Source organism: Collimonas sp. NPDC087041 (assembly GCF_044745265.1).
Classification (GTDB): Bacteria; Pseudomonadota; Gammaproteobacteria; order Burkholderiales; family Burkholderiaceae_D; genus Collimonas.
Genome location: NZ_JBIUZX010000007.1, coordinates 1 through 12,152, shown reverse-complemented (window position 1 = coordinate 12,152; position 12,152 = coordinate 1). Strand labels below are relative to the sequence as shown.

The window sequence follows — 12,152 nt, the reverse complement described above, 5'->3', positions numbered from 1 at the left end:
GCTGGCGATCAGTTACGCGCCGCGCGTTTCAGTATGCGCATCAAGCCGCCCAGCAGCGGCAGCTTTTCATACAATTCCTCAGCCGCATCCCAATAGTCGCGATGATAGGTGACCAATCCGGCATCGTTGAATTGCAGATGCGAGGCGCCGTGTATCGATTGCCCGGCGCTTGAAAAACGCTTCATTTTGAACTGGAAATTCCAGGTCAGGAAGGCGCTCTGGTTTTCTACCGTCTGGCTGGTGACAACGAAACGCGGAGCGTCGACCTGTACGAACATGTGAGCAAAGATGCGATTGATTTCCGCCACTCCGCGCACTTCGTTGAACGGATCCTTGAACCAGGCATTGTCGGCATAGATCAGCGGTATGTCGGATAAATTGTCCGGAGACAGATTTTCAAAGAAATCCACCACGCGTGATACATGTTGATGTGAAGTGATGCTCATAATCCGGTCACCTTGTGGATCAATGCAAAATAAGCGCGATATGGCAGCAGGCGCGCCAGCCGCAGCCAGTTGGTAAAGCGCTTCGGAAAGTGCAGGTGGAAGTCGCCGCGTTCCAGGCCTTTGACCAACGCCGATGCGGCATCAGCGGCGGGCATCAGCGCCGGCATCTTGAAATCGTTGCCGGCCGTCAGAGGCGTGTCGATGAAGCCCGGATTCACCAGATACACGCCGATGCCGCGCGGCCGCAGGTCGAGGAACAGGCATTCCGCCAGATTGATCAACGCGGCCTTCGACGGCCCGTACACCATCGCTTTCGGCAAGCCGCTATATCCCGCCACCGATGCGACGATGCCGATTGCGCCCGCACCTTGCGCCAGTAGAATCGGCAGGGTTGCATCGAGGCAATTGAAGACGCCGTGCAGATTGGTGTCCAGCAGGTGGTTGGCGATTTTCAGGTCAAAATTGTCGGCGCGCATTTCGTTGTAGGCGCCGGCCACAACCAGCACCAGATCAATACCTTGCCACCGCTGCATGATGACATCGCGCGCCGTAGCGATGCTGGCGGGAATTGTGATATCCAGTGTCAACTTCAGCGCATCGGGATGCGCTTGCGCGATTTTTTCCAATGCATCCGTGTTGCGCGCGGACAGGGCGACGCGGGCGCCCTTCTGCAAAAGTAGCAGCGCCGTCTCGGCGCCGATGCCGCTCGATGCGCCAATGATCCAGACACGCAGGTTGCGCCATTCCTTGATGGGAGGATTCAGTGGTTTCATTTTCATTTGTCCTGGCGGCGCTTACTGAACGACAAAGTGATATCGCCCAGTTTGATGCCATATTTGCTCATCACCGCGTGATTGAGCATGATCTTGTCGTTCATCAGTATCATCCAGTCGTCCAGCGTAACGTTGATTACCCTGCCATCGACAGGTAAGGCCAACACATAAGCCCAATGCAAGGTATTGCCTCCAGTGTGGCCGATGGCTTCGCCTACGATATCGGCGGCGCTGCCGATGTAGGTATTGTCGCCGGTCTTCTTGATGGTCCAGATGCGTTGCTGGGTGCTGCCGTCGGCGTAGGTGAAGTGTTCATCCAAGGTTCCGGTATCGCCTTGCCACTTGCAGTCGATGACCACGGTGAAGCGTTTGACCACTTTGCCTGAACGATCTTGAAACATGCCCCAGGCATCAAGTGTGCCATTGAAATAATCCTGCATGCTCAAGAGCGGTTTTTGATCTGCGTAATATGCCGGTTCCACCGGCGTGCTGCAGGCTGTCAGCAGCATGGTCAGTGCCAGTAAAGTGGATTTTAGGTATTGCATGATGGTTGCTCCATATGTCGGCGTCATTCAGATGTCACGAAGGGGCGCCCGCCACAGCGTGAACGCGGCAATTAATTTGAGGGCGCACGGCAGCAACGCGTAAGCGCACGACAGTGCTTGTACGCCACGGTGGTCTGCACTTCCCGGCACGTATCCCAGAAACTGCAGCAGCGGCAACGAGATGCCGGCAGCCAGAGCCAGGTTCATTTTGGTTCCCCAGTTCCAGAGTCCGAAATAGGCGCCTTCCTTTTGGCCGCTGTGTCCTGCCTTGCCGATCACTGCCGCCAGCAATGCCGGCGGCAAGGCCAGATCGGCGCCGAGGGCGACGCCGGACATCGTGCAAATCACGGCGAACGGCAAGAGGTCGCCGGCAGACAAGGCGTAAGCCCAGATAAATATGCAGATCGCCAGCAGCATTGCCGTCAGCCAGGCGCGGGCTTCGCCATAGCGCCTTGCCAGCAAATACCAGCCTGGCATCGACGCCGCACCGGCAACGAAGTACAGCACCAGCAGCGCACCGCCCCAGGATGCAAGTTGCAATCGGTCGTCGACAAAAAACAGGAACAGCGTCGCTGGAATTGCCGATGCAATGCCATTGAGCAGGAAGACGGCAAACAGCCAGCGGAAGCGGCTATTGCGGAATGGCTCGAATGCAGCAACGGCCGCCGACCTTGGTTTGCTTCCAGTTACCAGCAACGGCCGCGGCGCAGTGCGCAACACCAGGGCGCTGGATAAAAGAATCAGGGCAAAGATCAGCGGCAGCCACTGCATGCCCAGCGTGCCAGGCAAGATGGCCGCGAGGATGACGCCGAGCAGGCCGCAGGATTCACGGGTTGCCGTCAGGCGGCTGCGCTGTGCCTGGCTTTGGGTCAGGGCGGCGCCCCAGCTTTGATGGGCGATGGTCGCCATGCTGAAGCCGATGTACACCACCAGCAAGGTAGCAAGCAGCCACTGCAGCGGGAAGTTTGCGGCCCTGGCCGGCGGCAGGAACAAGCCGCAGAGGCCCACCACCAGGAACGGCAACGAGATATTGATGGCCCTGCCGTAGCGGTCTGCGCTACCGGATCGATCGAGCCAGCTGCCCAGCGCCGGATCGAGGAAAGCGTCGAACAGGCGGGCGGCCAGCAAGATGCCGCCGATCGCCGATAGCGACAGATTGAAATGCTGGGCGTAGAAATGCGGCACGTAAACATATACCGGCAACGCCACCAGCGCCAGCGGCATACCGAACAGGCCGTATGCCAACAGCGCCGGGAAGCGATAGGTGTCCATCAGCGCTGCTCGGCGTCGGCGATTAATTTCTTGCGCAATGCCGGGGCGCTGGTTTTCGGGCTGAGCCAGATGGAAAAAAATGCGTGGGAAAACTGCGGATCGGCAATGTCGCCGAGCGCCTTGCCGTCCAGGAAAAAACGGGCGCCATAATTGGGAAGGAAGATGCCGGTGATATGCGTTCCTTTGACGACATTCTTGAACACGCCTTTCATCTGCAACAACCAGCGGTCGTAGGGAGCATCGCCGGGAGTGCCGACTTTTTTCATTTCTTCAATACTGGTTTCGGCGATGCTGTCGCTATCGAAGGAGCGGGCGTAGTGCAGGTCAAGCGCGAACGGCGCCATGTCTGGCGCGCTGGCTTGATAGCCTTGGGGGCCGACCCAGAACTGTGCATCGTAGACCAGCAGGCCGAACCAGCGAAAGCTGCCCTGGCCGGCAAGGCGTGCGTCGGGGACCGCCCGTTGGATATGCAGTGGCGCAACGATGCGCGTCTCTAGCGCATCGTTGCTACTCGAGCTGGCGCTGGCGCTATGCACGGTCAACATGGTCAGCAGCGATACGGAAAGCAATCGGATCGGCATGTGTCCCTCGGTGGATTAAATTTTTTGCAAAGTGAATTGCGCGACGTTGATGCTGCCGGCGCGGAATCCCGCTTCGCAATAAGCCAGGTAAAAATCCCAGGTGCGCAAGAATCGGTCGTCGAATCCTTGCGTGAGCAGGCGCGGCAGTTGCTGCTTGAACGCTTGCCGCCACTCGGCCAGGGTGCGTGCATAGTCGATGCCGAACAGCAGCGTATCGACCACTTTCAATCCGTGCTGCTCGGCGTTACGGCAAAAGACCGACGGCGAAGGCAGCATGCCGCCCGGGAAAATGTATTGCTGGATGAAGTCGGTGCTTTTGCGATAGCGCTCGAACAGTTCGTCGGCGATGACGATGCTTTGTATGCAGGCGCGTCCGCCGGCCTTCAGATTGCGCGAGACGCAGGAGAAATATCCGGGCCAGTATTTTTCACCGACCGCTTCAAACATTTCTATCGACGCGATGGCATCGAACTGGCCGTCAATGTCGCGATAGTCTTGCAGCAGCATCTCGGTCTTGTCGACCACGCCGGCTTGCTGCAGGCGCTGATTGGCGAACTGCAACTGTTCGGTGGACAGGGTCAGCCCGGTCACATGGGCCGACGCTTCGCGCGCGGCGATTTCTGCGAAGCCGCCCCAGCCGCAACCGATCTCCAGGATGCGCGCGCCGTCGCCTATGTTGAGTTGCTTGAGGATGCGATGGTATTTGGCCACTTGTGCGTCTTGCAGGCTTTCAACGTGGCCGTCGGAAAACAGGGCGCTGGAATAGGTCATCGAAGGATCCAGCCACAATTGATAGAAATCGTTGCCGATGTCGTAGTGGGCATGGATATTCTTGCGGCTGCCGGCCTTGCTGTTATTGTTGAACAGATGCTTGATGCGATACAGCAGGTTGCCCCACCAGGTGCCGTAGATGACCGATTCAACCGCTTGCCGGTTGCGGATGAATAATTCAATCAGGCCGGGCAGGTTGTCGGTAGTCCAGTGTTTGTCGATATAGGTTTCGGCAAAGCCGATATCGCCGGATTTGAGTGCGGCGTGGCAGACATCCCAGTTTTTCAAGGTCATCGTCAACGGCCTTGGATGCTGGTCGTTCACCTTGCCGAAAGTGGCACTCTGCCCATCCGGAAATTGCATCGTCAGTGCACCGTGTTCGAGCTTGCCAAGCATCTGCAGGATAAACCTGGCCTGCGCCGGATATGACTCGGTCGACAGATAGCCAGCATTCGGATTGAGGTCGAATGCATTTGTGTGAGTGGAATCGGAATTCATCTTGTCACCTCGCTGGATGGCGGAACGGGTTTGCTAAAAAAGGGAACGTGCTTGAGCCACAACTTCAGCGCTTGCCAATGAATCTTCAGGATCACGCCGAAAGTCATCAGCGGGTAAGCCAGCATTGCCCGCGTGATTGCGCTGTTGGAAATCGATTGCGCTGTAGTGGAACTGCCGCAAATGCTGGTGATCAGCAGCGGACCGTCGTTGTCTTCGTATTCGATGCGCGCGGTGGTGTGTTCATATTGCTGGCGCTCGGCTGTGCGCTCGGTACGCATGAAGCGGAAGCGATAGCTACCTTCGACGCGGCAGAATGGTGAAACATGAAAAACTTTGTTGGCGCGCAGTTCAAGGCCGAAAGGGATCTCCGCTCCGCCAGGTCCCTCCAGCAGATAGCAATGTTTTTCACCAAATGTATTGCGCACTTCGCACAAGACCGCGCGCAGCGTGCCATCTATGCGATGGCAGAACCAGAATGAAATCGGATTGAAGGCATAGCCGAAGACGCGTGGAAATGTCTGCAGCCAGATCTCGCCGCCGGCGTCATCTATGCCTTCGGCATGTAGCAAGGCGTCGATCCATTCCAGAGGCTTTTGTTTGCCATCGCCGTAGTCCTTGTCGTGAAACGACAAAAGATTAAAACGGTTGCGCGAGAAAAAGCGGTTGTCGAAGCCGTCGGCGGCGAGCGTGCGCAGCGGTAGACGCAGGTAATAGACGCCGTAGCTGAATGCATTGCGTTTGGGCTTCAGGCGCAGATGGCGCACTGTGCCGAAGCATAGTTGGGGCTGGTGAGGGATCGGTTGCATGGCGGGGCCGTTGCTATGTGTCGCGGCTCAGGCCGCCATGCCATGCAGATCCGGCACTGCGGTCACGGCGATTTTCTGGATCGCCTGTGCCACGGCCTGGCCGGACTTCAAGCCATCTTCGTGGAAGCCATAGCCAAGCCAGGCGCCGGCAAACCAGGTGTTGCGTTGACCCTGGATGGCGGCGAACTGGCGTTGAGCGTCGACGGCGGCGGCATCAAATACCGGATGCGCATAGTCGAAGCTTTCGATCACGGTCTCAGGAGCCGGCGCTTCGATCGGATTCAGCGAAACAATCAGCGGCGTCTTGAACGGCAGCGGCTGCAGTTGGTTGAGCAGATAGTGGACGCATACTTTTTGCTCCTGCCCGCCCGAGCTTTGATAGTTCCAGGCCGACCACGCTTTGCGCCGCTGCGGCAGCAGGCTGGCGTCGGTATGCAGCACGGCCCGGTTCGGCTGATAGCTGATTGCTGCCAGCAACCTGGCTTCTTGTGCGGTCGGGTCTTGCAGAAGGCGCAAGCTCTGGTCGCTGTGGCCGGCCATCACGACATGGTCGAAGCGGTGGCTGCCATTGCGGGTTTCGATATGGATTTGCAGGTTGGCGCCATGACCGATGCGAGATACCGCCGTGACTGGCGTTTGCAGATGTTTGTGCGGAATCGCCGCCAGCATTTTTTCGACGTAATGACGGGCACCGCCCTGCACAGTACGCCACTGTGGCCGATTGCTGACTTGCAGTAATCCGTGGTTATGGCAAAACCGGACAAAACTGGCAATCGGAAACGCCAGCATTTGCTCGGTTGGGCAAGACCAGATGCAGCCGGCCATCGGCAACAGATACCAGTCGCGGAATGGCTGGCTGTAGCGGTGCTGTTCCAAAAACGTCCCGAGCGACATCTGGCCGGTGTTGTCGCCAAGCGCCAGCGCGGTGGCCTGCCGATTGAAGCGCAGGATGTCGCGCAGCATCAGCAGGTAGCGTGGGCTGAACAGATTGCGGCGCTGGGCAAACACGCTGTCGAGGTTGGAGCCGGCCCATTCCAACGGGCGAGTGCGAGCTCCGGCGGCAATCGGCATCTTCACCGAGAACGACATGTCTGTTGCCGTAGTGGCAATCTCCAGTTCGTCGAACAGCTTGACTAGTGTCGGATAAGTGCGATGATTAAAGACTAGGAATCCGGTATCCACGCCATAGGTCTGGCCTTCCAGCGTCACGTCGACAGTGTTGGTATGGCCGCCAAAATAATTGTTGGCCTCATACAGTGTGACCTGCTGCCCGGATTTGACCAGCCGGTATGCGCAAGAGAGTCCGGCGATGCCCGAACCAATGACCGCGATTTTCATCTGTTTGCTTTCTGCGGGAAGATCATTCGATGGCTGCCCCGGATCGGGGCTTGTAGAGTGATACGCAGGGAAGCAAAGAATGGATTCAAAAGCGAGATTCAAAAATGGGCTTTAAAAATGGCAAATTGGGCCAATATTCTCAACATGACAACTATTTTGAAGCTTGAATCCGAATCCCTCGGATCGACGTAAAAACTGAGACCGAATCCTTTATCCGATTTCGATTAAGAGTTCTAAGCGAACGTTTGACTTTGTTGCGGTTTGTGGCATTTTTTTGGCAAAAAATAGATCGCCGATAGGTTTAAAAACGGGTTTGTAACAATTTCTTGGTAAAATCGAATAGTTAACTCACTTGCTAAGGTATGTATGCTGTATCCAGAACTGTTTAAATCGCTTGAACAAGTCCGCTGGAACATGGAGACCGATATTCCATGGGACAAGTTTGAAGCCGTCAAGTTGTCCGATGAACAAGCTCAAACTATTCGTATGAATGCGATTACGGAATGGTCGGCGCTGCCTGCAACTGAGATGTTTTTGCGCGATAACCATGGCGACAGCGATTTTTGCGCATTCATGTCGGTCTGGTTTTTTGAAGAGCAGAAGCATTCGCTGGTCCTGATGGAATACCTGCGCCGCTTCCGCCCGGAACTGGTGCCTACCGAAGCCGAGCTGGACAATGTGCGTTTCGAATTCGATCCGGCGCCGCCGCTGGAAACCCTGATGATGCATTTCTGCGGTGAAATCCGCCTTAACCACTGGTACCGGTGCGCCTCCGATTGGCACACCGAGCCGGTGATCAAACAAATCTACAAGATCATCAGCCAGGATGAAGCCCGTCACGGCGGCGCTTATCTGCGTTATATGAAGAAGGCATTGTCCGAAGTGGGCGATAGCGCTTCCGCAGCATTCGCCAAGATTGGCGTGCTGATGGCCTCGGCGCGGCGCACCGAAAAGCCGCTGCATCCGACCAACCTGCACGTCAACCAGTCGCTGTTCCCGAACGACACGGTGCAAAGCCGCCTGCCGGATCCGGAATGGCTGGAACGCTGGCTCGACGAGCAGATCAAGTTCGACGGCGTCTGGGAAAAGAAGGTTGTCGATCGCATCTTGCACAATATGTCGTTGTTGTTCGAACGGACATTCGATACGGTGCAGGAACTGAACCGCTATCGCAAGGAAGTCGTTGCGCGCCTGGCGGTGAAGCCGATCGAAGCAGTTTGATGGTTGCGGCGCTGATCCCGGTCAGCGCCATCACTGATGACAGACAAGCCGATTCAATCCAAGCCGCAAATTTGTTGCGGCTTTTTTCTTTCCAGCCATGCCTAAATTCGAAACCAAGCTTTCCACCCGCGCTGAACTGAAGGCGCGCGTTGCCGCCCTGCCGCAGCCGGTCGTGCTGACCAACGGTGTGTTCGACATCCTGCATCGCGGTCACGTCACCTATCTGGCGCAAGCACGTGAGCAGGGCGCGTCACTGGTCGTGGCAGTGAACACCGATGCCTCGGTCAAGCGCCTGGGCAAGGGCGATGATCGTCCGATCAACACGTGCGCCGATCGTATGGCGGTACTGGCGGCATTGGAAGCGGTCAGCCTGGTGGTTGAGTTTGACGAAGATACCGCGCTGGAAGTCGTGCAGGAAGCCCAGCCCGGCGTGTATGTCAAAGGCGGCGACTACCAGATGGATGCGATTCCCGAAGGGCAGGCGGTGCTGGCCTACGGCGGCCAGGTGGTAGCAATCCCGTTTGAGCATGACCGCTCGACCAGCAAATTGCTGAACAAGGTGCGGCAAAATTCATGAAGGCCGGGCAGCTGCCCGAATAAATAGCAGAGCGAAAAAAAAGCGCGAATCTCGCGCTTTTTTTATGTGCGGGTGGTTCGTAATCAGTGCTGATGCATCGCTTGGCCTTGCTTGCCGCTCATGTCGGTGACATCTACTGCGACTTCGATCTTGCCGGCCTTTTGGAAAGTCAGCGTCAATGGAAATTTGTCGCCAGCCTTCAAGGGCTGGGTCAGGCCGATCAGCATGATGTGGTAGCCGTTGCCGGGGATCATGTCGAGCTTACTTGCAGGCTTCAGCTCAATGCTGCCGACCTCGCGCATTTTCATGATGTTGCCATCCATCGACATGGTGTGGATCTCTGCGCTTTTGGCCGCCGGCGAACTGACGCCGATCAGCGTGTCGGTTTCCTGGCCGGTATTCTCGATGCTCAGGAAGGCGCCGCCACTCGGCTGTCCTGGCACGGTAGCGCGCGCGTACGGATGGTCGATATGCAGCTTGCCCAGCTGGTATTCGTGCGCGTGGGCGGAGATGCTGAGCGCCAGGGCGCAGACAAACAGCGAGACGGAACGCAAAGACATGATGCTCCTTTAGTAGAGTTGAATAGCGACGAACAGCGAATATTTATGGACTTGGTTTTGTTTCGGCTGCTGTGTTTCAGTTGTGCGCTGGCCGATTATAGCAATCGCCACCGCACATTGCTTCGCGGGAATCCGAGTTTTGTCAGGCGCCGCCGCTAAAGCCATTTTGGCGCCAAGCTTCGTATACCACCACCGCCACCGTGTTGGACAGGTTCAGGCTGCGATTGTCCGGGCGCATCGGCAAGCGGATGCGCTGTGACGGCGCAAAGGATTCACGCAGTGCCGGATCAAGGCCGCGCGTCTCGGAGCCGAATACGAAGATGTCGCCGGGCCGGAACTGAAGGCTGGCGAACGGCGTCGAGCCGTGGGTGGTCATCGCAAACATCCGGCTGGCATCGTAACTGCCGGTGCTACGCATGCTGGCGACGAAGGCATCCCAATTGGCGTGCACCTTCATGGTGGCGTAGTCATGATAATCCAGGCCTGCCCGGCGCATTTTGGTGTCGTCGAGCGGAAAGCCGAGCGGCTCGATCAAATGCAGCTGCGCGCCGGTGTTGGCGCACAAGCGGATGATGTTGCCGGTATTCGGTGGGATTTCCGGTTCAACCAGTACGACATGGAACAACGTGATTCTCCTTGATATATATAAGTAATGCGCAAACGGCGGTCAGGGCGTTCTGGCGAAGACCAGGTTGGTGATACGCCGTGCACCGGCGCGCCGCAGCGTCCTGGCAAATTCATGCAGCGTCTCGCCGGTAGTCATGACATCGTCGACCACGCCGACATGACGGCCGCGTATCTGTTCAATCGCTTCAGGCGGTATGGTAAACGCTCGGCGCAAGTTGCTGCGCCTGTGTTCCAGATCGCGTACCAGCGACTGCGGCAAGGTGTCGCGCTGCCGCCGCACCAAATCGTGCTGCAGCGGCAGCGCCAGCCTGCGCGCCAAAGGCTTGGCGATTTCCAGGGCCTGATTGAAGCCGCGTAGCTGCAGGCGTGTGGCGCTAAGTGGCACCGCGGTCAATACGTCGGGCAGCGTCGAATCCTCGGTCGCGATCAGCATATGCTGCCTTATTGTATTACCTAGCATCTCCGCAAACACCGGCGCCAGCGCCAGCCGCCCGCCGAATTTTAGCGCCAGAACCAATTGATCGACCGGCGCAGCATAATCGATGACGGCGAAAGTGGCGTCAAATGCCCGCGGATGTTTGAGGCAGCTGCCGCATAACATGGACGGTCGGGACATCCGATTTGCGCATTGCCGACAGCGCGGGGGATCGGTCGCGAAGTAATCCTGGCGGCAACCATCGCAAATGGTCTGTCTGCCGGTACTTCCGCACAGTGCGCAACACGATGGCATCCCCGTAAGCATGCGGGCCAGTTGCTGTTGCGACCATTGGCGTAGTTGTGAGAATGACAAAGAATGGCTCTCATTCCTGTAAAAGCGGGCACAAAGCCGACGCAAACAGCCTACCGCCAATCAAGCGTGTAAACTACTGCCGATTATCGCATTTCACCTTACCAGCCGGATTCTGATGTCTACTTCCTCTTCCCCCTCTGAAACCAGTCAAAGCGCGCCGATCGATTTGCGCCGGGTACGCCACTTGTTTTCGCAGCCTGCACTGGTGCGTGAATCCGAGTTCATGCGACGCGAAATTTCCAACCGCATGCACGAGCGTCTTGCCCTGGTGAAGTTGGCGCCACAACGTGTGCTGGATGCCGGTTGCGGAACCGGTCCTGATATATATACATTGCAGCAGCGTTTCACCGAAGCCACGGTTTTTGGCCTGGATGCCTCCGCGCCCATGCTGTCGATGGCAAAAGAGCAACGACAAAGCGCGCAAATGTCAGTCAATCGCCTGTTAAAGAAGTGGCTGCCATTTACCGGTAGCGGCGACGACCTGGCATCTGGATTAATTTGCGGCGATTTCGCACAGTTGCCGCTGGGCCAGAATACAGTTGATCTGGTCTGGTCCAACCTGGCGTTGCATTGGCATCCGCAGCCAGATCGCGTGTTTGCTGAATGGCGCCGCGTGTTGCGAGTAGATGGTTTGCTGATGTTCTCCTGTTTCGGTCCTGATACCTTCAAGGAATTGCGCAATGCGTTTGCCGGTATCGACGACGGCGCTCATATATTACCGTTCGTCGATATGCATGATTTCGGCGACATGCTGGTCAATGCCGGCTTCTCGACGCCGGTCATGGATATGGAAACTATTACCGTCACTTACGATACGGTCGAGAAGTTGCTGGCCGATGTTCGCGCCTGGGGCGGTAATCCACTGGCAACCCGCGGCCGTGGCCTGCTGGGCCGCGCCGCCGCCGCCCGCTTGCGGGCGGCGCTGGAAGCGACCCGCCGTGCGGACGGCAAACTGCCGCTTACCTTTGAGATCGTCTACGGCCATGCCTTCCGCCCGGTGCCCAAGACAACCGGTAGCGGCGAGTCGATAGTGCGGTGGGATTTAGGTAAAAACAGATAAATCGAAATATTTTAAAGAATTTGAATAAAAGTACTTGCGGGGTTTGTAGGGGATTGCTATAGTTCGCCTCCCGTTGAGAACGACGCGAAATAAAACGAATGAGCAGCGAGTAATTGAGGCTGATTTGAGAGCGAAGTTTGAGGGAAATAAAGCGGGTTGCAGGTTGTGTTGGAAGTAAAAAGTTTTTCGGTAAGTAGTAAAAAAGTAGTTGACGAAAAACTTGAAACGCTACATAATCTCATCTCTCTGCTGCTGACAAACAAAACGATTTGACGGCGACGCGAACC

At 56.9% G+C, this 12,152-nt stretch carries 15 protein-coding genes; 3 read left to right on the top strand and 12 right to left on the bottom strand.

Translation table 11 applies throughout. The features are described from left to right. Positions 1–8: 8 nt before the first annotated feature. The 8 genes from ACIPF8_RS14145 to ACIPF8_RS14110 are packed head-to-tail and all read right to left on the bottom strand — an operon-like array spanning position 9 to position 7,030. A complete protein-coding gene (locus ACIPF8_RS14145; protein ID WP_400421919.1) occupies positions 9–446 on the bottom strand; it encodes a nuclear transport factor 2 family protein in 438 nt (145 codons plus the stop codon). Beyond that, entirely contained in the window at positions 443–1,219 is a 777-nt protein-coding gene (locus ACIPF8_RS14140) for an SDR family NAD(P)-dependent oxidoreductase (RefSeq protein ID WP_400421917.1), read from the bottom strand. The genes ACIPF8_RS14145 and ACIPF8_RS14140 overlap by 4 nt, the downstream gene beginning before the upstream one ends. Positions 1,220–1,221: 2 nt before the next feature. Beyond that, positions 1,222–1,764, bottom strand: a complete 543-nt coding sequence (locus ACIPF8_RS14135; RefSeq protein ID WP_400421916.1) for a DUF3833 domain-containing protein — start codon at positions 1,762–1,764, stop codon at positions 1,222–1,224. Between the two features lie 27 nt (positions 1,765–1,791). Continuing rightward, on the bottom strand, positions 1,792–3,036 hold the full coding sequence (locus ACIPF8_RS14130; protein ID WP_400421915.1) for an MFS transporter: 1,245 nt from the start codon (positions 3,034–3,036) through the stop codon (positions 1,792–1,794). Beyond that, a complete protein-coding gene (locus tag ACIPF8_RS14125) occupies positions 3,036–3,617 on the bottom strand; it encodes a chalcone isomerase family protein (protein WP_400421913.1) in 582 nt (193 codons plus the stop codon). The genes ACIPF8_RS14130 and ACIPF8_RS14125 overlap by 1 nt, the downstream gene beginning before the upstream one ends. A gap of 15 nt (positions 3,618–3,632) precedes the next feature. Further along, positions 3,633–4,886 (bottom strand): class I SAM-dependent methyltransferase, encoded by a 1,254-nt coding sequence (locus tag ACIPF8_RS14120; RefSeq protein ID WP_400421911.1) that lies wholly within the window; start codon positions 4,884–4,886, stop codon positions 3,633–3,635. Beyond that, positions 4,883–5,692: a DUF1365 domain-containing protein gene (locus tag ACIPF8_RS14115; RefSeq protein ID WP_400421910.1), complete on the bottom strand. Its 810-nt coding sequence runs from the start codon at positions 5,690–5,692 to the stop codon at positions 4,883–4,885. Before ACIPF8_RS14115 ends, ACIPF8_RS14120 begins: the two co-directional genes overlap by 4 nt. Before the next feature lie 27 nt (positions 5,693–5,719). After that, positions 5,720–7,030 carry an NAD(P)/FAD-dependent oxidoreductase gene (locus tag ACIPF8_RS14110; RefSeq protein ID WP_400421909.1) on the bottom strand — a complete coding sequence of 437 codons (1,311 nt, stop codon included), beginning with the start codon at positions 7,028–7,030 and terminating at the stop codon, positions 5,720–5,722. Positions 7,031–7,396: 366 nt separating this feature from the next. Here ACIPF8_RS14110 and ACIPF8_RS14105 point away from each other — a divergent pair, with 366 nt between their 5' ends. Next, entirely contained in the window at positions 7,397–8,251 is an 855-nt protein-coding gene (locus tag ACIPF8_RS14105; RefSeq protein ID WP_400421908.1) for a ferritin-like domain-containing protein, read from the top strand. Positions 8,252–8,348: 97 nt separating this feature from the next. Then, positions 8,349–8,828: a D-glycero-beta-D-manno-heptose 1-phosphate adenylyltransferase gene (gene rfaE2, locus ACIPF8_RS14100; RefSeq protein ID WP_400421906.1), complete on the top strand. Its 480-nt coding sequence runs from the start codon at positions 8,349–8,351 to the stop codon at positions 8,826–8,828. 83 nt (positions 8,829–8,911) lie between these two features. Here the strand turns inward: rfaE2 and ACIPF8_RS14095 are convergent, their stop codons facing one another. The 3 genes from ACIPF8_RS14095 to ACIPF8_RS14085 form a co-directional block, all read right to left on the bottom strand. Further along, a complete protein-coding gene (locus ACIPF8_RS14095) occupies positions 8,912–9,388 on the bottom strand; it encodes a copper chaperone PCu(A)C (RefSeq protein ID WP_400421904.1) in 477 nt (158 codons plus the stop codon). Between the two features lie 142 nt (positions 9,389–9,530). Further along, on the bottom strand, positions 9,531–10,013 hold the full coding sequence (gene trmL / locus ACIPF8_RS14090) for a tRNA (uridine(34)/cytosine(34)/5-carboxymethylaminomethyluridine(34)-2'-O)-methyltransferase TrmL (protein WP_061534677.1): 483 nt from the start codon (positions 10,011–10,013) through the stop codon (positions 9,531–9,533). A 42-nt stretch (positions 10,014–10,055) separates the two neighbouring features. Then, positions 10,056–10,631: a ComF family protein gene (locus tag ACIPF8_RS14085; RefSeq protein ID WP_400421902.1), complete on the bottom strand. Its 576-nt coding sequence runs from the start codon at positions 10,629–10,631 to the stop codon at positions 10,056–10,058. A 289-nt stretch (positions 10,632–10,920) separates the two neighbouring features. Between ACIPF8_RS14085 and ACIPF8_RS14080 the strand changes: the two genes are divergently transcribed. After that, the gene (locus tag ACIPF8_RS14080; RefSeq protein WP_400421901.1) at positions 10,921–11,865 is read left to right on the top strand and encodes a methyltransferase domain-containing protein; all 945 of its coding nucleotides are present in this window, start codon (positions 10,921–10,923) and stop codon (positions 11,863–11,865) included. A gap of 56 nt (positions 11,866–11,921) precedes the next feature. Here the strand turns inward: ACIPF8_RS14080 and ACIPF8_RS14075 are convergent. Next, positions 11,922–12,152: hypothetical protein (locus ACIPF8_RS14075; protein ID WP_400421899.1), on the bottom strand; the 231-nt coding region annotated here is incomplete at its 5' end.

Bases quoted from the DNA above. Each gene is read 5' to 3' on its own strand.
- ACIPF8_RS14145 (WP_400421919.1), bottom strand. From the start codon at position 446: ATGAGCATCACTTCACATCAACATGTATCACGCGTGGTGGATTTCTTT.
- ACIPF8_RS14140 (WP_400421917.1), bottom strand. From the start codon at position 1,219: ATGAAACCACTGAATCCTCCCATCAAGGAATGGCGCAACCTGCGTGTC.
- ACIPF8_RS14135 (WP_400421916.1), bottom strand. From the start codon at position 1,764: ATGCAATACCTAAAATCCACTTTACTGGCACTGACCATGCTGCTGACA.
- ACIPF8_RS14130 (WP_400421915.1), bottom strand. From the start codon at position 3,036: ATGGACACCTATCGCTTCCCGGCGCTGTTGGCATACGGCCTGTTCGGT.
- ACIPF8_RS14125 (WP_400421913.1), bottom strand. From the start codon at position 3,617: ATGCCGATCCGATTGCTTTCCGTATCGCTGCTGACCATGTTGACCGTG.
- ACIPF8_RS14120 (WP_400421911.1), bottom strand. From the start codon at position 4,886: ATGAATTCCGATTCCACTCACACAAATGCATTCGACCTCAATCCGAAT.
- ACIPF8_RS14115 (WP_400421910.1), bottom strand. From the start codon at position 5,692: ATGCAACCGATCCCTCACCAGCCCCAACTATGCTTCGGCACAGTGCGC.
- ACIPF8_RS14110 (WP_400421909.1), bottom strand. From the start codon at position 7,030: ATGAAAATCGCGGTCATTGGTTCGGGCATCGCCGGACTCTCTTGCGCA.
- ACIPF8_RS14105 (WP_400421908.1), top strand. From the start codon at position 7,397: ATGCTGTATCCAGAACTGTTTAAATCGCTTGAACAAGTCCGCTGGAAC.
- rfaE2 (WP_400421906.1), top strand. From the start codon at position 8,349: ATGCCTAAATTCGAAACCAAGCTTTCCACCCGCGCTGAACTGAAGGCG.
- ACIPF8_RS14095 (WP_400421904.1), bottom strand. From the start codon at position 9,388: ATGTCTTTGCGTTCCGTCTCGCTGTTTGTCTGCGCCCTGGCGCTCAGC.
- ACIPF8_RS14085 (WP_400421902.1), bottom strand. From the start codon at position 10,631: ATGTCCCGACCGTCCATGTTATGCGGCAGCTGCCTCAAACATCCGCGG.
- ACIPF8_RS14080 (WP_400421901.1), top strand. From the start codon at position 10,921: ATGTCTACTTCCTCTTCCCCCTCTGAAACCAGTCAAAGCGCGCCGATC.